We start from the raw sequence: 19,436 nt of genomic DNA on the forward strand, positions 1-19,436 counted from the left end.
GGGTTTAGTCGCCCGGATTTCATCGGGCGCACAGCGCCACCTTTCTTCAGGTGTTTTTTATCGCCTGAAATCTATGGTGGCTGTGCGCAGGGCACCTTCGGGTGCGCCGGTTCCCGATGTCCGGTCGACTAACCTGCGTGCAGCCGCCACCCCCTATTCGTTTAGTCGCGATATCGGTTGGCTCCAACTACATCGGAGTTTTACCAATGAAGAAACCCGTTCCCGATCCACCTCCCGAAAACCCTACCAACGAAACCGTCACCGACGATTTGCTCAGGGATCGTTCCGCGCTCTACCGAGCCATCGATTTCCACCTCACCGGCAAGCAACCCACACCCCCCGATGAAATGCGCTTCTACAACGTCAGCAAAGACGTGAGCTTCGAAGACACCCAGCTCTATGTCGCCGACCTGCTGCGTTGTGCTTCGGTCACGGCGTATCAGTGTGGCGAACAACTGAAGGGCGCCGACCGGGCGATGGTGTATTCGATCTGGCATTTGCTGGAGATTGCCAAGGCGATGGTGGATCACTCCATTGAGTGTCTGGGGATGAAAAAGGGCTGATATTTTTTGTGTTTTCCAGATAGCCATCGCGGGCAAGCCCGCTCCCACAGGTATCGCGGCGCTTGAAGCACCGCGCAATCCTGTGGGAGCGGGCTTGCCCGCGATGGGCTGCGCAGCAGCCCCAGGCCTCATGGCGTATATTCGGTGAATCCAAATTGCCTGCGCAGCCGATCATGAAGCAAACACCCGACGACCTCGAACAGATCACCTCCACGACCCTCGGTCACTACAACGCGGTCGCCGAAGACTTTCGCGAAGGCACGCGCGATCACGACGTCAGCCAGAACATCGATGCCCTGCTGCGGCATATTCAGGGCGAGGCGCCTTTCGACATTCTCGACTTCGGCTGCGGGCCGGGACGCGATCTGCAAACCTTCACCCGCATGGGCCACAAGGCGGTCGGCCTCGACGGTTCGGAAAAACTTGCGCAGATGGCGCGGGACGATAGCGGTTGCGAGGTGTGGCAGCAGGACTTCCTGAAGCTTGATCTGCCAGCCGAGCGTTTCGACGGGATTTTTGCCAACGCGGTGCTGTTTCATGTTCCGCGTCAGGAATTGCCTCGGGTGTTGAAGCAATTGTGGGGAGCGCTGAAGCCAGGTGGGGTGTTGTTCAGTTCCAATCCCCGTGGCGAGAATCAGGAAGGCTGGAACGGGCCGCGTTATGGGTCGTACCACGACCTGGCGGCCTGGCAGCATTTGTTGATCGAGGCGGGGTTTGTGGAGCTGGAGCATTACTACCGGCCGGCAGGGCTGCCGCGGGAGCAGCAGCCCTGGTTGGCGAGTGTTTGGCGTAAGGCTGTGTAGTCAATTCGGACGCCATCGCGAGCAAGCTCGCTCCCACAGGGTTCAGCGCAATCCCTGTGGGAGCGGCGGTGCGGCGATCCGACTTGCCCGCGATGAGCGCGCAGCGCTCGCCTTACTGCACCTCTTTCTTCGGCTCGCGAATCTTGTACCAGGCCACATACAGCGCCGGCAAAAACAGCAGCGTCAGCAAGGTGGCGATGACGATCCCGCCGATCATCGCGTAGGCCATCGGCCCCCAGAACACTTCCCGGGCAATCGGGATCATCCCCATGCTCGCCGCCGCCGCGGTCAGCAGGATCGGCCGACGCCGGTGCTCGGTGGCTTGCACCACCGCATCCCACGGCGTGTAGCCCTTCTGTTCGTATTCCTCGATCTGGGTCACCAGGATCACCGAGTTACGAATGATGATACCGATCAGCGCCAGAATCCCGAGGATCGCCACGAAGCCCATCGGCGTACCGGTAGGCACTAGCGCGAGCACCACGCCGATCAGCCCCAACGGCGCGACACTGGCCACCAGGAACAGCTTCTGCACGCTGTGCAGCTGGATCATCAGGAAGGTCGCCATCATGAACAGCATCAGCGGCACGACCTTGGCAATCGGCCCTTGGGCCTTGCCGCTTTCCTCCACCGTACCACCGGTGGCGACCTTGTAACCCGCCGGCAGTTTGGCTGCAAAAGCGTCGATGGACGGCTTGAGGATTTTCACCAGGTCGGTCGGCTGGATCTCGTCACGTATCGCCGCCTTGATGGTGATGGTCGGCAGGCGATCCCTGCGCCATACCAACGGCTGCTCCAGTTCGTAACGCACGGTGGCGAACGCCAGCAGCGGAATCGACGTGCCGCTCGGCGTGACGATTTGCAGGTTCTGCAGGGTTTCCGGCGTACCGCGTTCGGAGTCCACCGCGCGACCGACCACGTTGATCAGGTAAATGTCGTCATCGACCTGGGTCACTGACTGGCCGCTGACGATGCCGTTCATCAGGTTGGCCACGTCCTCGGAAGACAGCCCCAACTGCCGCGCCTTGTCCTGCGCGATGTCGATGCGCAGCACTTTGCCCGGCTCGTTCCAGTCGTAGATGATCTCGCCGATGTGCGGGTTCTTGTCCAGCTCCGTGGCCAGGTCGATGGCATGTCGACGCACCTGATCGATGTCCTTGCCGCTGACCCGGTACTGGATCGGCCGCCCTACCGGCGGGCCCATTTCCAGCGCCTGGACATAACCACCGATGCCGACGAAGTCGTTGCGCAAGCGATCGCGCAGCTTCTGCATCATGGCCTCGCGGGTATGGCCTTTGCTGACGATCACCAATTGTGCGTAGAACGGGTTCTGCAGTTGCTGGTCCAGAGGCAGGTAAAAACGGATGGCGCCCTGACCGATGTAGGTACTCCAGCGCACGATGTCCGGATCATCCTTGAGCGTGGCTTCGAGGCGATCGACCGCCCTTCGGGTTTCGTCGATCGAGGAGTTTTGCGGCAGGTTCAGGTCCACCAGGATTTCCGGGCGATCCGATGACGGGAAGAACTGGTTCTGCACGTAACGCATGCAAAACAACGCCAGCACAAAGCACAGGACAGTGATGCCAATGGCCCACCAGCGATTGCGCATGCACCACAGCAGCCCGCCGTTGAACGCCTTGCCGATACGCCCGGGCTCGTCCTGGTGGGGTTTTACCTTGGTGCTGAGAATGTGCACGCCGATCACCGGCGCAAACAGAACCGCCACCACCCATGACACCAGCATCGCACAGGCAATCACCGCAAACAGCGTGTAGGTGTACTCACCGGCGGAGCTGGCGTTCAAGCCGATCGGCACGAAGCCCGCCACGGTCACCAGCGTACCGGTGAGCATCGGGAATGCCGTGGAGGTGTAGGCGAAGGTTGCCGCCTGCTCCTTGGTCTCGCCCATTTCCAGGCGCGTGACCATCATTTCCACGGTGATCATCGCATCGTCCACCAGCAGGCCGAGGGCGATGATCAGTGCACCGAGGGAAATCCGCTGCATGGTGATGCCGCTGTATTCCATGAATACAAACACCATCGCCAGCACCAGCGGGATCGAGCATGCCACCACCAGCCCGGCGCGCACGCCAAGGCTGACGAAACTGACCAGCAGCACGATCACCACCGCCTCGAACAGCGCGCTGGTAAAGCCGCCGACGGCCTCTTCCACCACCACAGCCTGGTCGGAAACGTTGTAGATGCCGACACCGATCGGCAGGTCGGCGGTCAACTGGTCAATACGGGTGTGCAAGGCCTTGCCGAACGCCTGGACGTTGCCACCCGTTTGCATGGCAATCGCCAGGCCGATGGCCGGTTTGCCGTTGATGCGGAATTCCGGCGAGGCCGGATCGACATAGCCGCGACGGATTTCAGCGATGTCGGCCAGACGATAGTAGCGGTCGTTGAGCTTGAGGTTGACCTCGGCGAGGTCTTTCTCCGAAGCGAACTTCCCTGAGGTGCGCACCGAAATCCGCTCCGGCCCGGCCTCAATGACACCCGCCGGAGTCACGGCGTTCTGGGTTTGCAGGCTCTGCACCACCTGACGCTCATCGATGCCCAGCGCGGCGAGTTTGCGTGTGGAGAAGTTCAGGTAAAGCACTTCGTCCTGCTGGCCGACCATCTCGATCTTGCCCAGCCCCGGCACGCCGCGAATTTCCATGCGCGCCTGTTCCACGTAATCGCGCAGCTGACGCATGGTCAGGCCGTCGGCGGTGAAGGCGTAGATCGATCCGAAGACGTCACCGAACTCGTCGTTGAACGACGGCCCCTGTATGCCCTGCGGAAACTGGTACTTGATGTCGTTGATCTTCTTGCGCACCTGGTACCAGATTTCCGGGATGTCCTTGGCACTGGTGGTGTCGCGCAGGTACACGTACACCGTCGACTCGCCGGGGCGCGTGTAACTTTTCACGTAGTCGAGGGAGTCCAGCTCCTCAAGCTTTTTCTCGATCCGGTCAGTGATCTGCTTGAGCGTTTCCTCCTGGGTCGCGCCCGGCCATTTGCTCTGGATCACCATGGTCTTGATGGTGAACGAAGGGTCTTCTTCGCGCCCCAGGTTGAAATACGAGAACACACCCATCAGCAACGCGACGAACATCAGATACCAGATGAACGACTGATGCTTGAGGGCCCATTCCGAGAGGTTGAAAGGCCCTTTCATTGACTGTCCTCGTCGATTTTCACTTTTTGCCCCGGCTTGAGGCTGTTGACACCGGCACTGACCACCCGCTCGCCGTTCTTCACGCCGCCGGCCAGCACCACGGTGCTTGCGGTACGGCTGATCACGGTGATGTCACGGGGAGAGACGGTTTTACTCTGTGCATCGATCACCCAGATGCGTGGCTTGCCATCGACCTCCTGCAACGCGGTGACCGGCAACTCGATGCGCGGCTTGATCGCCGAGCTCAGGGTCACGCTGATGGCCGTACCGAGGCGAAAACCGTCGGGCGTTTCGGCCAGGGTCAGGCGCGCGCGACGGGTGCGTGTGGCGCTTTGAGCCTGAGGCTCGATTTCGCGGATGATGGCGGTGGTGTTGATGTTCGGATCAAGTTGCGCCGCGACCGAAAACACCACATCGCTGGGCAGTTGGTCGACCAGGGTATCGGGCAGGTCGATCACTGCTTCCTTGATGTCCGGTTGCGCCAGGGTCACCACTTGCTGACCCGCGGAAACCACTTGCCCGGCCTCGGCGCTCCAATTGGTGACCACGGCTTTATGGTCGGCACGCAATTCGGTGTAGCCCAGTTGGTCCTTGCTCTGGTTGACGGCTGCCCGGGCCTGATCGAGGGAGGCCTGGGTGGTTTTCAGGTTGGTGTTGGCCTCGTCGAGTTGCGCTTGCGCGCCAACCCCGCGATCAAACAAGGCTTGCTGACGCTGGGCAGTCGCCTTGGCGTTGATCAGTTGCGCCTGGATTTTCGCCAGGTCGCCCTGAGCCGAACGCAATTGGTTCTGTTGATCGGAAGGATCGAGGGTGGCGAGCAATGTGCCCTTTTGCACCTCGGTGCCTACATCGACGTTACGACTGGCGATTCGCCCGCCCACACGGAACCCGGTATCGGTTTCATAGCGTGCCTGGATACTGCCGGCGAAGCGGCCCAGGTCCTCTTCGTTCAAGGCCTGGACCTTGATCGACAGCACCGGCCGTACCGGCTCCGGCGGCGGTTCGCTTTTGGAACAGGCGCTCAGCACCAGCCCGATGGACAACGCCCATAAAGGCTTCATGGCTTGGCTCCCCACGTCAGATCCTTGTAAGTGTTTTCGGCAATTTCAACTTCCATGTCCGGGTGCAAGAGTTGTCCGCCGGCGATGATGACTTTGTCACCGTCCTTCAAGCCGCCGCTGACAATGATCTTGCCGGTCAGGTAGCGGCTGACCGTCACCGTATGCAACTGGGCCTTGCCCTTGTCGTCGACAATCCAGACCGCAGGTTCACTGATGTTTTTGGTCAGTGCCGACCACGGCAGTTCGATGACCGATTTGCCCGATCCCCTGGCCGTGGCGCTCACCACCGAGCCCAATTGCATGCCTTCGGGCAGTTTGTCGAGGCCGACCTTGACCTGCACGGTGCCTGATTGCGCCGACACCGACGGGGTGACTTCACGCACGGTGCCGGTGGTTTTGATCGCCGGGTTGTCGAGCAGGCTCAGGACAATGGTCTGATCCTTGGGCTTCTCCGCCAGCAGCGATTCATAGACGTTGAACACCGCATCGCGGTCGCCGTCCCGGGCCAGGCTGAAGACCGGCATGGTCGCTTGCACCACCTGGCCAACCTCTGCCTGACGCTCGGTAATGATCCCTGGGGCGTCAGCAATCAATGCCGTATAGCTCAACTGATCCTTGGCGTTGGCCAACTGCGCCTGGGCGGCGCTCAAGGCACTCTGACTACTGTGCAAGGCGGCCTGGGCCGAGTCGTATTCACTCTGGCTGGTGTAGCCCTTGGGCAGGAGTTTTTGCTGACGCACGAATGCCGCCGCGCTCTGCTTGACCCGCGCCTGTTCGGCGACCACTTGTGCCTGGGCCGAGTCGACGCTGGTCTGCAGATCCTTGGGATCGAGCCGGGCGAGCACTTGCTTGGCGGTCACACGATCGCCAACGTCAACCGAGCGCTGGATGATCTTGCCACCGACGCGAAAGGACAGCTCCGTCTGTACCCGCGCCTGGATATCACCGGTGAGGGTGACCGAGGCCGCGTAATCCGCTGGTTTGACGACCTGCACGAACACCCGTGGCAGGTATTCCTGTACGGGCTTTTTCTCGTCGCAAGCCGTCAGCAGGGTGACGACACTCAAGGCCATTACTACTTTCAATCCGGGAACCACCATGCAAACTCCTTGGCCTTTTTCATGTACAACACGACAGAGAGCTTAGAACAGGATTGGAACCTTGCACGAGCGTCTTATGAAGAAAAAGTTCACACCTTTTTACCCTTGAAACAGTTGCAATAGACACCTGTGCATGCCTGACAATGAGCCACGGTCGATCCCGCCTCAGGAACTCACATGCTCAAAACCCTCGCGGTGGCCAATTACCGCTCGATCAACAAACTGGTGATCCCGCTGGGCCGGCTGAATCTGATTACCGGGCCCAACGGCAGCGGCAAATCCAACCTTTACCGCGCGCTGCGCCTGCTGGCGGAAACCGCCCACGGTGGCGTGATCAATGCCTTGGCCCGTGAAGGTGGCCTGGATTCGACCTTTTGGGCCGGGCCGGAAAACATCAGCCGACGCATGCGCAACGGCGAAGTCGCCATCGAGCCCAGCGTGCGCCAGGGCGTCAAACGCCTGCGCCTGGGGTTTGCGGGAGAGGATTTCGGCTACTCGATCAGCCTCGGCCTGCCCGATTCCAATGGTCATTTCATGCTGCCCGGACGCAGCACGCCGACACCGTCTTATTTCAGCCTCGACCCGCAGATCAAGCGGGAATGCCTGTGGGCTGGTGCGTTCTATCGCCCGGCCAGTCTGCTGGTCGACCGTGACGGTCCGATGATCCGCGCCCGCGCCAACCGCAAGTGGGATGTACTGGCGCAGCACACGCCGATGTTCGACAGCCTGTTCGACCAGGTCGGCAGCCTGCGCAACTCTCCGGAAGTGCTGGAGATGCGCGAGTTCATCCGCCGCTGGCGTTTTTATGATCACTTTCGCAGCGACGCCGAGGCTCCGGCCCGTCAACCGCAACTGGGCACCCGCACGCCGGTGCTGCATCACGACGGACGCGATCTGGCGGCGGCCTTGCAGACGATCATCGAAATTGGCGATCAAGAGGCGTTGCAGGCCGCCATCAGCGACGCCTTTCCCGGCGCGCGACTGAATATCGAACCGCTGCCGGGAGGCCGCTTTACCATCGAGTTCTTTCAGGAAGGTTTGTTGCGACCGCTGTCGGCCGCCGAATTGTCGGACGGAACCTTGCGTTATCTGCTGCTGGTCGCGGCGCTGCTGACACCTCGGCCGCCAACGCTGATGGTACTGAACGAGCCGGAAACCAGCCTGCATCCGGACCTGCTGCCCGCACTGGCGCGCCTGATCATTCGCGCCTCGGAGCAGTGCCAGGTGTGGGTGGTGTCCCATGCCCGACGCTTGATTTCGGCATTGCAGCAGGACCCCGACTGCAACTGCATCGTGCTGGAGAAAAATCTCGGCCAGACTGCAATTGTCGGCCAGCGCATGCTCGATGAACCCGCATGGTATTGGCCGGATTGAACGGCGCGTGATTTGCCGGGACGCTGGATGACGTCTATTTTCCCTTGCGCCGCAGGAAGGATCTTTTTTTCGAAACACAACTCCAAGGACGAACCACTTTTGGCCAGACTCACGGCCAGAACCTCACAAGGACGAGAACATGGCAGACAAGCAAACGCCGCAACGGCTGGATCCGCAGGACATTCTGAAACTCTTGATGGCGTTGCGCAGGGCCCTGGAGGCCAGGCCGGCCTGAGTGCTTTTGATCTTGTGGCGAGGGGGCTTGCCCCCGTTGGGCTGCGAAGCGGCCCCATGTAACCTCCAAAAATCTTAATGACGCACCTTGGGCGAATGCTGCGCATTCGAACGGGGGCAAGCCCCCTCGCCACAAAAGCGTCCTCGCCACTGGTAAACCAACACACATAAAAAAACGCCGACGCTATTGATAGCCGTCGGCGTTTGAAACCTTGAAGGGGCTTGCTTCGCGAATCAGAACGCCGGCAGTACCGCGCCGCTGTACTTCTTCTCGATGAAGGCTTTCACTTCCGGGCTGGTCAGGGCCTTGGCCAGTTTCTGGATGGCAACGCTGTCCTTGTTGTCCGGACGGGCCACCAGGAAGTTCACGTAAGGCGAATCGGCACCTTCGATCACCAGGGCGTCTTTAGCCGGGTTCAGACCCGCTTCCAGTGCGTAGTTGGTGTTGATCATGTCCAGGTCGACTTGATCCAGCACGCGCGGCAGCATGGCCGATTCAAGCTCCTTGAACTTGAAGTTGTGCGGGTTCTTGGCGATGTCTTTCGGCGTGGCCAGGGCGTTTTTCGGGTCTTTCAACTCGATCAGGCCAGCCTTCTGCAGCAGGATCAGGGCACGGCCGCTGTTGCTGCCTTCATTCGGGATGGCAATGGTCGCGCCGTCCTTGAGCTCAGCCAGGGTTTTGACTTTCTTCGAGTAGCCGCCGAAAGGCTCAACGTGTACGCCGATCACAGTGACCAGGTTGGTGCCTTTGCCTTCGTTGAAGCTTTTCAGGTACGGCAGGGTCTGGAAGTAGTTGGCGTCCAGGCGCTTCTGGTCGACCTGCACGTTCGGCTGAACGTAATCGGTGAAGACCTTGATTTCCAGGTCCACACCTTCCTTGGCGAGGGTTGGCTTGATCAGCTCAAGAATCTCGGCGTGTGGAACCGGGGTTGCCGCAACCACCAGTTTTTCGCCAGCCTGGGCCAGGCCCGCAGTGAGGGCAGCCGCCAGCGCGGTGAACAACAGAACCTTTTTCATGCAGTGTCCTTATCGAAAATCACAGTCGCTTGTGGCGACGGCTTGAAAACGAGAGTGCCAGTGAAGTGCTATCGCTGGAGTGAAGCGGACGATACCGGGATTTTTTATTCCCGAACAATAACTTTTATTCAAGTTGATATTCCATTTTGAAAGCATAGAGATCTCTGGTCATCCCTGTTCAAATACCGCGCAGCTTGATGATCTGCTCGCCAATCTCATGGGTGAATGACTCCAGAGCGTCCAGCGCATCGCTACGAAACTTCTGGGCGCTGAAATCCTCCGCCAGTGATGGCCAGTAGTCTTGAAGCAATGCGTCGGCTTTGGCCGCGTACTGATCCGAATTCGCGACCACGAATGCTGATTTGGCAGCGATACCCACCCCGCTGGTGACCGTTTTTGCCGTCAACACGTTGGTTAGCCGGCTCTGTAGTTTCACCGTGCTTCTCAATGCCTCATTTGCCGTGGAAACAGCGCCGTATAAACGCCGCCCCACCGCCACCCGCGCTGCCCCTCGCTGTGCAGCCACCACGTCTGCCAGGGAGCCCACACTTTTCGTCAACGCAAAGCCAATGCCTTTACTGCCGATTTTTGCAACCGCGCTGGCCCCGAACGACACCACTCCCAGCGCTATCGACGAGTAGGTCAATATCTGGGCGCCAACGGTATCCGGAGCCAGCTCATCGACAATCGCCGAGGCAATTGAAACCGTCGCGGAAATGACCTCCAGGGTTAAAAAGGCCAAGGCGTTGGCCGAGATCGGCACGAGTGGTGCGGTTGCGCCCACGGTCACGACTGTCAGGGCAATCGCGGCGGCGGCCAGGGCGGCGGTCACTCCGATTTTCACCCACCCCAGGGTCGAGATATGCCCGGTGGGATCCTTGAGATTGACCGGATCGCCCAGACAATAGGCATAGGCATTGATGCCACCACCCTCAAAGGGGCTCCAACTGTCGGGGCTGTGAAATCGCATCAATCGGGGGTTGTAGGCCCGATACCCCCTGCCGAGCAGATAGCACCCGGTTGAAGGGTCCAGTCGCTCGCCCTGAAACCCCAGCAGGGCGCCAAGTCCGCTCGTTGCCGGGCGATCACCATAAGGTACGTAGGACAAAACAGGTTCGTCTTGAGGTCCAAGGCGCGCAACGGCCGTACCCTGACCATCCGTGACAAACAAGACGACGTCGTCACCTTGCTGTTCGGCCAAGAACTTGCCATCGCCTGCCAGCAGACTGCGGCGATGGTTACCCGAGACTTCGCTGCACAGCGCATGTTCGCTATGGAAAAGCCTGATCAACTCTGCGGATTCTGCAGCCACCGCATGCAATTGATCCTCACCGTCGAACTGATAGTGCGTACGACCGCCAGCGCTGGCCACACTTTCGAGCCGACTCAGTGCGTCATACCTGAACGTGCGCCCCTGGTTATCGTTGAGCAGATTACCGTTGGCATCGTATTCGAAACTCACCTGCCCGGGCTGATAGTGCGCGTGACTGTGCGTCATTGAGCTCAACTGGGTTTTATCAGGACGATCGTAGGAAAACCTGCACAGGTTCTCCTCCCCATCGAACCCCGTACGCACCGTCAACAGGTTGTCGAGGTGGTCGTAGGTGAACGCCTGAAAATCAATGCGTTTCCCCCAGGCATCGATTGGTGCCTGCGTGCCTTCACAGTCATAGCGCACCAGGCGCCCGCGGCTGTCGTAGGCGAAGACTTCTGTACGTGACTGCGCACCGGACACCAGCGATCGCTGCTGAAGTTTGTCATCGGCCCCAAATACTTGAAGGATTTCCAGGCGAGATCCGTCGCCGAACTGCGAAATACGCCGGACCTCACGACCGAACTCATCGTGAACCAAGGTGGTCGTCAGCGAACGTTTCGAGGCGGTGTCCTCGACACTCAATGTCAGCAACTGGCCCTGGGGCCCGTAGGCGTACTTCGCCAGAACCGGTCCCTGCCGTATTTCCACGGGCCGCGCCGCAGCGTCATGGAGGTAAGTGGTTTCTACATCGTTGACATCGGTAAAGCTGATGGGCAGCCCATTCAATGAATGGGTAGTGGCAGTGCCGAAGCGGCCTTCGCTGGAGATCCACTCCCGGGACTTTTCCTTGCCCGACCCGGAGTACTCAAACCGGCGCTGAATGGCAGGGCTGGAAGTTTCGACGAGCTGCCCGGTCAATGGATCAAATCGATACCTGGCTGATTCAGCGTGACCGCCCATCCGCGCGGTCACTGCCCCGTTGAGCATGGGATCAAGGGCGAACCTGAAAACATCGCCCGCCGCCGTCACTTGCTGCAAAGCTTGAGCGCCACCCCCCTCATAGGTCCTGGTTTCGGTCCTGCCGCCGACGGTCGTACCGGTGACACGCAACAAACCGTCATAAGTCCGGGTGCCCAACACGTAGTCATCGGCACTGATTTCAATCGGATGATCCCCCGTGCTCAGGGGGTCATACTTTTTTTTTATCGAAGTACCATCCGGTAGAGTCGTCTCGACCAGACGCCCGTAAAGGTCATAACGGAAGCTCGTTTCAAATCCCGCCTCGTTGGTTTGCGTCAGGCAACGCCCAAGTCCGTCGTAGGTAAAAGTCGCGATAACAGTGACCACACCTTGGGAGTCGATGCGTTCTTCCCGATCCGGCTTACCGAACACGTTCAATACGGAACGGGTTTTGCCGGCGCCGTCGAGCCAGCGAGTTCGAGTCAATGAAACCGGGTCAAACACATCATTCACCGCGACACCGTCAGGACCTACCGTTCTGCATACACGCCCCCAGCCGTCGTGGCTGTAGGTCGTGGTTGATTCGGTGGCCTTGCCATCGGACCAGTCCTGGCTGGCTTCGCTCACCAGTCGACCAAAATTGTCGTAGTGGGCTTCATAGGTCAGGCGTAATGGCCTGTCGGCTGAGTCGAAATCCTGAACCTTGACCTTGGTCGTGCGCCCGACCCCGTCGAGCCATATCTTGCTCAGCACTCCCCGTATGTTGGTGATGCCGATGGTCGCGCCGTCCTCTGACTGGCTATCGCCGTAGAATTCAGTGATGCGTGACGCGATATCCGTCCCATCGAATGCCGCCGTCTCGCGAACGACACGGTTGAGATTGTCGTACTCCTTCAACAACTCATTGCCGCCACCATCCCGAAGCTTGACCTCCTGCCCGATAAATCGGTCATGCCAGACTTTGCGCTCATGCCTTGCGCCACCCACGTACAATTGTTGAAGGGTTTTTACCCAATCTCCTTCAATTGAATATTGGAATTCGAGACGGCGATTGCCGTTGTGCCCGGCTTGCGAGCGACTCTTGAGGCGACCGTAAAACGTATCGCTGGCATCATCGATGTATTCGAATCGAGTATCCACGCATAGCGTATTGCTCCCGCCTTCAAACAGCCTTTCGCTTTGAGGCAACAAGAACCGATGACCGCCTTCGCGCATGGAGGGCACGTCAATGTAGGAAAAACGGACAATGACCGTCGGCGCCGGGGCAAAATCAGGTGAAGGCGTGACCGATCGCTCCTTCAATGCCGTGATGAAGCCCAGTGGATTGCGGGGGCAACCTTCGGCACCTTCGGCCGGATAATAGACGTAGTCCTCCCGGGCTCCGCTCGGATTGATCTGCGTTAGCAGATTGCCGAATTCATCATAGGTTGTATGGGTGGTTTCGGTTCGGCGCGTGGCGTTCGCGAAAGTATCGACATAACTGACGACAGCTGTTTTCTGCAGTTGGAAATAGGCGGGCTGACCGGAAAAGTCCAGACCGTCGACATCGTGATAATCAACCGTTTTTTGCTGCACCTTGCCGTTGGAAATGGACTTTTCCGAGATCATCAGGTGAAAGCGGTTGTAGGTTCTTTCGATGCGACTCAGTTCAACCGCATTAACACCCTCCCCCCTGACCAGGCGTTCGGTGGAGGAGTAGGTGTAAGGTCCTTTGTGCCCATGCAGATGGTCCCCGTCCTGCGCCCAACGAAGTCCCGATTGATAGCCGAGGAAATTTTTGTCGGAGTAGTCATAGACACGGGTGATCGTCGGCAACCCTGTACCCGGCACCAGAACACTGCGCCGCACCGCCGGCAAGGCATTGATCGGTGCCCCGAGCGGCAAGCGATGCTGCTGAGGAGCGTACTCGATACGCTCGACACTGCCCGCCGGCGCGCGGACATCCGTCATGACCAGAAAACCATCGTGTAGCTGGTAATCGAATGACCATGCAAGGTGGTCGGCAGAACCGTGATCAAGGGTTATCTGCCGAAGCCAGCCATTGCGAACCGCCAAAACAAATTTTAAGCGTCTTGGCGGATGATCAGGCCATACGGTAATGCTGGGAGGTTGATCATTGGTTCCATGACTCAGGGCCACGACGCGGTGTTGCTGATCATGAATTTCGTGCAGGACGCGACGGCCCCGTACCAACCTGTATTTCAGACTGATCGAGCGCCCTTCGTTGGAGTAGACATGTTCGGGCAACCATTCGTCATAGGTTTCGTCCGGCCTGGTCAACCTCTCGATCAGACCGTTTTTATGGCTGACAACCAGGTTGTCGCCGTCGAGCGTGACACGAGTGTCCTGGAGCTTTTTATCCCGGACGATCAACCGCCCTCTGCTGATGTAGACAAGATAAGAAACTCCGCTTGCAAGGGTCAGCTTACGGGTCTTTCGATTGTAGGAGCTCAAGCCCAATGACCAACCGCGCCCCCAACCGAAATCCGTTGTGCGGAAGCTATCGAATGAAATACTGAAGGGTGTCAGCGGACCGTTTATATTGTTGGCCACCCACCCCGCGAGATTAATGCATGTACTATAAGAGCCGGTACGGACATCAACTCCAGACTGTATAAATTCAGAAAAATTGAACGCACCGGATTCCACTTCTGGCATAGCTGTACTCATCATCATTCCTTGACGCTGCAGATACAGTAAAATTAAACAACTTCGATCATCGAAGGGTTTTGGGTGTTCATTGCGACGTCGACTTCATGCCTGTTCCCATACATATCCCGAACAAACATCTTCACTGACAATTGATCGTATCGAACTGTGGACGCTCCGCCCTTTTTGGCAAAGTGCATCAAAAAAGTTACTTTGCCTTGTTCATCATGGTAGGCCGCAATTTGATCGGCTGTTTCCCACAACACCTCCGCGCCGTCATTCGCCTTGAGACCATTAAAATAGCCAACGGCGTAATACCCGAGATAGTCGGGATGCTCACTGCGTGCCTGCAACACGCCGGCAATCGAGCAATCGACGAATTTTATATGGTGCTGGTCCACCAACAGGTCCAGGACATATCGATCGACCTTGGCAACGTTCTCTGTCGGTTTCCAGTTGGCGGACAGGTGTTTGACCCTGAACTGCTCTTTTCGATAGATCGCCGGTGGCACCGTCCTCAGGCTTATATCACCGAATTCCGAGCTTTCTTCCGAATAGAACACCTCGCCATCCGAACGGGTAATGGCCGCAATCAGCTTGATGGGGTCGGGGGAGTTGCTGCTGACGTAGAATTCCTTGCGAAAGATGGCTTTGCCTCGCACAACGGGGCCATGCAGTTCACCCGTGTGAGGAAACGGTGCGTACGGCAAGCGTCGCTCCAGCATGCACTTCCACATCGGTTCCTCGCCGTCTCGAATGGTGTCTATCGGCAGGGCTTTGCCGGAATAGGCATCCAGCAGTTGAATGCTGTCGAACTCGCTTTCGGAGATTCCAACTACCTTTTGCCCATCGCCGACAACTTGCACAACTACCACCAACTTTAACTGCTGATACCCATTGGCATAAATTATATTTCCGCCCGAAGTCGAGTAGATTTGAAATCGTTTGATGTCTACCCACTCAGGAAAGTCGGCTTCTTGGGAAGGCAGGGGTGCCATCCCCGGGTCCGCAGGCATATAACCCTCGACAAGGGGACTGATATCTTTCAACTCATCGCCGACACCTGGAGCTATCGCAGCATTATTTCCAACAAACTTCACAGAAAAATCCTTTTTCATATGATATTTAACAATGACGGATATCAATGTATCCAGGGAGAAATCAAAAGATATGTCAAAACCTATCAGCCCACAAAACACAAAATTGTTACAGCCACACTGCAAATAGTACAAAATATAACAACAAGAATCAGCGCCCATAAAAAAACCAGGCAAACATCAATTGCCTGGTTTTTTATAAAGCCAATACACGCGCTTATATATTGATGCCTGTGAAGTATTCTTTCAGTGCCCGGACTTCAGCGACATCTCCTTGTTGTACAAGTTGATCTATCCATCCTTGTACAAGCACAGCAGATGGCCGGACAACCGGCAGATTCAAATGCTCCGGCAAGATTTCGTCACCCGTACTGACCAGCAATGCAAAGTGAATGACGTTCTCCAGTTCCCTGGTATTGCCCGGCCAACTGTGATGCTCCAGCGCAAGCTGTGCCGCTTCGCTGATCAGCGGCACCGGCAGGTCGAGGCGCTGGCTGTAGATGCCGAGGAAGTATTCGGCCAGCGACAGGATGTCACCCGTGCGCTCGCGCAGCGCCGGCAGTTCCAGCGGGCCTTCGCTGAGGTAGTGATAAAGCCGCTCATGGAATTTTCCCGCGGCGACCGCCTGCGCCAGATCGATGCTGGTGGCCGCCACCAACCGCACATCCACCGGGCTTGGCTGATGGGCACCGACGCGAGTGACTTCGTGGTTCTCCAGGGCGGCGAGCAATTTGATCTGGATCGGCAGCGGCAAATCACCGATCTCGTCCAGATACAGCGTGCCGCCGTTGGCCGAGCCGAACCAGCCGGCACGGCTGCTCGCCGAACTGCTGTAGCTGCCCGCCGCATAGCCAAACAACTCGGCGTCGGCATAAGTCGGGCTGATGGCGCCGCAGTTGACCGACACGAACAACCCGCCGCGATCACTGGCGCGGTGTATGTGGCGCGCCAGCAATTCCTTGCCGGTGCCGGTTTCACCACGGATCAGCACTGACACTGAACGCGTGGCCAATTGCTCAAGGTCTTCACGCAATTGCCGTGAACGCGGATCGACAAACACCAGCGCCTTGGCGCGAATGCTCAGAGGACTTTTTTCGGCATCGGGAAAGGTCAGCAGCGGCTGACCGAAGGTTTCAAAGCTCATGGCAGACTCCCGCCCAAAACCGCCGGGAGACGGGGGCGCTTTACGAAAAAATGAAATTCAAAAGGTTCAAGCGCGGCGCAGGGCGTGGTGTTCCATGCGGTTCTGCAAGCGATAGAGATAAGCAAAACCCTGCTCCCAGCGCTGATGACCGGACTTCACGTTGATATGCCCCGCCCCCGCCAGAATCCCCGCCTCGGCACCCCAGTTGCGCGCCAGCTCAAGCGCTCGCGGTGCACTGACGGCGCTGTCGTTGTCGGAGCTGACGACCTGGCTCGGAAATGGCAGCAGGTCCGTCGGAATCGGCGCAAAGTTGCGCAAGGCCGGCGCGCAGGCCGGGCGCTCGACGTCCGCCGGTGCGACCAGCAGGGCACCGCGCACCTGACGCAAGAACTGCACAGGCGCTGTAGCCGCCCAGTGCGCGACGGTGATGCAACCCAGGCTGTGGGCGATCAGGATGACCGGCGTGCTGTCCGCGGCAATCGCCTCGGCCAGCGCCGCGACCCAGTCTTCGCGGCGCGGCGTCAGCCAGTCGGCCTGCTCCACCCGCGCACTGTTCGGCAGGCTGTTCTGCCAGTGGCTTTGCCAATGATCTTCCGGCGATCCTTGCCAGCCCGGCACAATCAGGTAGCGAATTGATTCGTTGCGCATGGGGGAGCTCTCCTGCTGCGTGTCTGTTCCTGGTCGAGTATAGGGAGTGGATTTATATTCGTTAAGGAATAAGAAGCTATTTATTAAGACCTACATCGAATATCAAATCCCGACCTGTAGGCGCTGGCTTGCCAGCGATGGCGTCCTCCCAATCGATAAAGATGTTGCCTGTCCCGCCGCTATCGCTGGCAAGCCAGCTCCTACAGGGGACAGTGTCTTCGCGAAAATCGCGGAATAAAAAAAGGGCCGCACCCTGCCAAGGAGACGGCCCCGGAAAACGAAAATCCGTTATCGCGCAGTGATCACTGACAGCTTGGTGATCCCTGCCCGTTCAATCGATGCCATGGCCCGCGCCACCTCGCCGTAATTCACACCATCGTCCGCCTGCAACTGCACGCGCACCTCGGGGTCCCTGGCCTTTGCCGACTTGAGGTTGAACTCCAGCAAGTCCGGTTGTATTTCGTCCTTGTTGATAAACAGTTTGCCGGCCCCGTCGATGCTCACCACCAACGGGTCTTTCTGCTCCACCGGCGCCACTGCTTCGGTCTTGGGCAGATTTATCGGAATGGCGTTGGTCAACAGCGGTGCGGTGACGATGAACACCACCAGCAGCACCAGCATCACATCCACCAGCGGCGTCACGTTGATCTCGCTGAGCACCTCATCGGTGTCTTGCGTGGAGAAGGCCATATCAGGACGCCTCCTTCACTTTCTGCGCATTGCCCTGGGCTGCCGCCTTGTGCGCCGTTGGGTGGATCAGCACACGGAACGAGCTCTTCTGCGCCAGGCTGTAGAAGTCGTGGGCGAAGTCATCCAGGTCCGCCGCCGTCAGTTTCAAACGACGCAAAAAATAGTTGTAAACCAGCACCGCCGGCACCGCGACGGCGATCCCCACGCCGGTGGCGACCAGTGCCGCACCAATCGGTCCGGCGACCGTTTCAAGGCTTGCCGAGCCCGCCGCGCTGATGCCTTTCAACGCTTCCATGATTCCCCACACCGTGCCGAACAAACCAATGAACGGCGAGGTGCTGCCAATGCTCGCGAGCACAGCCAACCCGGTTTCCAGCGACCGGCGCTCACGCACGATCTGCTGACGCAAGGCACGCTCCAGACGATCCTGATGATTGATCGCCTGGCTCAAGTCCGCCGCCTGTGGCGCCTCGCCCACCTGGATGGCCGCATAACCGGCCTGGGCAACCCGGGCGGCCGCACCGGGCCGGGTTTCGCTCAGTTCGGCCGCCGAATCGAGACTCGAAGCGGCCCAGAATTGTTGGTGAAATTTTCGATCCTGTGCCTTGAGGCGGCCGAACTGCACGCCCTTGAGCAATGCCAGCCCCCAGGTCGCGACGGAAAAAACCACCAGCAGCCAGATCACCGCGCTTTCGATGGATTCAAGTGGAGATGCCAGTAACGTCATGGTGTATTCCTCGTGTAAACGTTTCGCGCGAAATTGGTTTCTGTTTAATGAATCTTGAAATCGATGGGCACGCTGACCCAGCCGTCCTGGGCGACGTCACCTTGCTTTGCCGGCACGAAACTCCAACGTTTCACCGCGTTCAGCGCCGCGTCGTCCAGCGCATCGCGACCACTGCTTTTCTGGATCTGGATCTCGCCGGGCTTGCCGCTGGCCAGCACATGCACTCGCAACAGAACCGTGCCTTCCCAGCCGCGACGCTGGGCCAGCGACGGGTATTCCGGCGCCGGGTTTTTCAGGTAACCGGCAGTGGCGGAGGCCGGTGTCACCGGCGCGGGTGCAGGTGGTGCAGGTGGTGCCGGGGCCGCGACGGGCGCAGCCGGTTTCGCTGGCGCGGGGGGTTGCTCAACAGCCTTTGGCGCCGGTTTCGGTACGGGTTTGGCCACCGGCTTGGGCTTGGGAATCGGCTTTGGCGGAGGTGGCTTCACGGCCAGTTCGTCTTCCAGGGGCGGTGGTGGCTCAACCACCGGCTGCACCGGTTGCGGTGGCGGCGGCTCAATCACCGGTGGCGCCGGACGCGAAAACTCGATGGTCATCGGTGGGACTTCCGGCGGCACGATCGGCAGCACCGGGGTCGGTTGCTGATTGACCCAATAGATCACCGCGCCATGCACCAGCAACGCCAGCACACCCAGCACAATCGCTTCCCGTCGGCGCAGGACGCCCTTGGGCGCTCGCTGCAAACGCAACTGCCCCAAGGGCACGCGGTGCGGTCGGCCGAGGTCGACCAATTCGCCACCGGGTGCCTGGCGCCACAGCACCTCATGTGCACCGGCGGCGATCTGGACATTGCCCATTGTTTAACTCCCTGCGGTCTCTTTGCGGATGACCGGAACGTCGTGCTGAACATCCCCCGACGACGTCCCGGTGGAGCAATCATTGGCTGGAACGCTT

14 protein-coding genes are annotated in these 19,436 nt (G+C 58.9%); 3 read left to right on the top strand and 11 right to left on the bottom strand.

What is annotated here, in order from left to right; genetic code table 11:
• The first annotated feature begins 206 nt into the window (after positions 1–206).
• Both EI969_RS29400 and EI969_RS29405 read left to right on the top strand, forming a co-directional pair.
• A complete protein-coding gene (locus EI969_RS29400; RefSeq protein ID WP_160390775.1) occupies positions 207–563 on the top strand; it encodes a DUF6124 family protein in 357 nt (118 codons plus the stop codon).
• Between the two features lie 173 nt (positions 564–736).
• Positions 737–1,366, top strand: a complete 630-nt coding sequence (locus EI969_RS29405; RefSeq protein ID WP_160390776.1) for a bifunctional 2-polyprenyl-6-hydroxyphenol methylase/3-demethylubiquinol 3-O-methyltransferase UbiG — start codon at positions 737–739, stop codon at positions 1,364–1,366.
• A 112-nt stretch (positions 1,367–1,478) separates the two neighbouring features.
• On the opposite strand, the gene EI969_RS29410 is transcribed toward EI969_RS29405, so the two are convergent.
• From EI969_RS29410 to EI969_RS29420, 3 genes are read right to left on the bottom strand one after another with little or no spacing between them, the layout of a single operon-like run.
• Complete coding sequence (locus tag EI969_RS29410; RefSeq protein ID WP_160390777.1) at positions 1,479–4,529, bottom strand: efflux RND transporter permease subunit; 3,051 nt, start codon at positions 4,527–4,529, stop codon at positions 1,479–1,481.
• On the bottom strand, positions 4,526–5,590 hold the full coding sequence (locus EI969_RS29415; protein WP_160390778.1) for an efflux RND transporter periplasmic adaptor subunit: 1,065 nt from the start codon (positions 5,588–5,590) through the stop codon (positions 4,526–4,528). Before EI969_RS29415 ends, EI969_RS29410 begins: the two co-directional genes overlap by 4 nt.
• The gene (locus tag EI969_RS29420; protein WP_160390779.1) at positions 5,587–6,690 is read right to left on the bottom strand and encodes an efflux RND transporter periplasmic adaptor subunit; all 1,104 of its coding nucleotides are present in this window, start codon (positions 6,688–6,690) and stop codon (positions 5,587–5,589) included. The genes EI969_RS29415 and EI969_RS29420 overlap by 4 nt, the downstream gene beginning before the upstream one ends.
• Before the next feature lie 177 nt (positions 6,691–6,867).
• Here EI969_RS29420 and EI969_RS29425 point away from each other — a divergent pair, with 177 nt between their 5' ends.
• Positions 6,868–8,064, top strand: coding sequence for an AAA family ATPase (locus EI969_RS29425; RefSeq protein ID WP_160390780.1), 1,197 nt, complete (start codon positions 6,868–6,870; stop codon positions 8,062–8,064).
• Between the two features lie 468 nt (positions 8,065–8,532).
• Here EI969_RS29425 and EI969_RS29430 read toward each other — a convergent pair whose 3' ends face one another.
• From EI969_RS29430 to EI969_RS29465, 8 genes are all read right to left on the bottom strand, one after another.
• A complete protein-coding gene (locus EI969_RS29430) occupies positions 8,533–9,315 on the bottom strand; it encodes a MetQ/NlpA family ABC transporter substrate-binding protein (protein ID WP_010464830.1) in 783 nt (260 codons plus the stop codon).
• A gap of 178 nt (positions 9,316–9,493) precedes the next feature.
• Positions 9,494–14,188: an RHS repeat domain-containing protein gene (locus tag EI969_RS29435; RefSeq protein ID WP_160390781.1), complete on the bottom strand. Its 4,695-nt coding sequence runs from the start codon at positions 14,186–14,188 to the stop codon at positions 9,494–9,496.
• Positions 14,189–14,232: 44 nt separating this feature from the next.
• Positions 14,233–15,438, bottom strand: a complete 1,206-nt coding sequence (locus EI969_RS29440) for a hypothetical protein (RefSeq protein WP_160390782.1) — start codon at positions 15,436–15,438, stop codon at positions 14,233–14,235.
• Between the two features lie 55 nt (positions 15,439–15,493).
• A complete protein-coding gene (locus EI969_RS29445) occupies positions 15,494–16,420 on the bottom strand; it encodes a sigma 54-interacting transcriptional regulator (RefSeq protein WP_160390783.1) in 927 nt (308 codons plus the stop codon).
• Between the two features lie 66 nt (positions 16,421–16,486).
• A complete protein-coding gene (locus tag EI969_RS29450) occupies positions 16,487–17,068 on the bottom strand; it encodes an alpha/beta hydrolase (RefSeq protein ID WP_007972928.1) in 582 nt (193 codons plus the stop codon).
• A 288-nt stretch (positions 17,069–17,356) separates the two neighbouring features.
• Positions 17,357–17,758 (bottom strand): biopolymer transporter ExbD, encoded by a 402-nt coding sequence (locus EI969_RS29455; protein ID WP_057399168.1) that lies wholly within the window; start codon positions 17,756–17,758, stop codon positions 17,357–17,359.
• Position 17,759: 1 nt separating this feature from the next.
• Positions 17,760–18,485: a MotA/TolQ/ExbB proton channel family protein gene (locus tag EI969_RS29460; protein WP_110660782.1), complete on the bottom strand. Its 726-nt coding sequence runs from the start codon at positions 18,483–18,485 to the stop codon at positions 17,760–17,762.
• 44 nt (positions 18,486–18,529) lie between these two features.
• Positions 18,530–19,339: an energy transducer TonB gene (locus tag EI969_RS29465; RefSeq protein WP_160390784.1), complete on the bottom strand. Its 810-nt coding sequence runs from the start codon at positions 19,337–19,339 to the stop codon at positions 18,530–18,532.
• Between the last annotated feature and the right edge of the window lie 97 nt (positions 19,340–19,436).

It is taken from the genome of Pseudomonas sp. PB101 (assembly GCF_009764265.1).
In the GTDB taxonomy this organism is placed as follows: Bacteria; Pseudomonadota; Gammaproteobacteria; order Pseudomonadales; family Pseudomonadaceae; genus Aquipseudomonas.

Excerpts from the sequence above, each read along its gene's own strand:
- EI969_RS29420 (WP_160390779.1), bottom strand. The coding sequence starts at position 6,690 with ATGGTGGTTCCCGGATTGAAAGTAGTAATGGCCTTGAGTGTCGTCACC.
- EI969_RS29415 (WP_160390778.1), bottom strand. The coding sequence starts at position 5,590 with ATGAAGCCTTTATGGGCGTTGTCCATCGGGCTGGTGCTGAGCGCCTGT.
- EI969_RS29410 (WP_160390777.1), bottom strand. The coding sequence starts at position 4,529 with ATGAAAGGGCCTTTCAACCTCTCGGAATGGGCCCTCAAGCATCAGTCG.
- EI969_RS29400 (WP_160390775.1), top strand. The coding sequence starts at position 207 with ATGAAGAAACCCGTTCCCGATCCACCTCCCGAAAACCCTACCAACGAA.
- EI969_RS29435 (WP_160390781.1), bottom strand. The coding sequence starts at position 14,188 with ATGCCAGAAGTGGAATCCGGTGCGTTCAATTTTTCTGAATTTATACAG.
- EI969_RS29405 (WP_160390776.1), top strand. The coding sequence starts at position 737 with ATGAAGCAAACACCCGACGACCTCGAACAGATCACCTCCACGACCCTC.
- EI969_RS29460 (WP_110660782.1), bottom strand. The coding sequence starts at position 18,485 with ATGACGTTACTGGCATCTCCACTTGAATCCATCGAAAGCGCGGTGATC.
- EI969_RS29465 (WP_160390784.1), bottom strand. The coding sequence starts at position 19,339 with ATGGGCAATGTCCAGATCGCCGCCGGTGCACATGAGGTGCTGTGGCGC.
- EI969_RS29430 (WP_010464830.1), bottom strand. The coding sequence starts at position 9,315 with ATGAAAAAGGTTCTGTTGTTCACCGCGCTGGCGGCTGCCCTCACTGCG.
- EI969_RS29425 (WP_160390780.1), top strand. The coding sequence starts at position 6,868 with ATGCTCAAAACCCTCGCGGTGGCCAATTACCGCTCGATCAACAAACTG.
- EI969_RS29455 (WP_057399168.1), bottom strand. The coding sequence starts at position 17,758 with ATGGCCTTCTCCACGCAAGACACCGATGAGGTGCTCAGCGAGATCAAC.
- EI969_RS29445 (WP_160390783.1), bottom strand. The coding sequence starts at position 16,420 with ATGAGCTTTGAAACCTTCGGTCAGCCGCTGCTGACCTTTCCCGATGCC.
- EI969_RS29450 (WP_007972928.1), bottom strand. The coding sequence starts at position 17,068 with ATGCGCAACGAATCAATTCGCTACCTGATTGTGCCGGGCTGGCAAGGA.
- EI969_RS29440 (WP_160390782.1), bottom strand. The coding sequence starts at position 15,438 with ATGGGCGCTGATTCTTGTTGTTATATTTTGTACTATTTGCAGTGTGGC.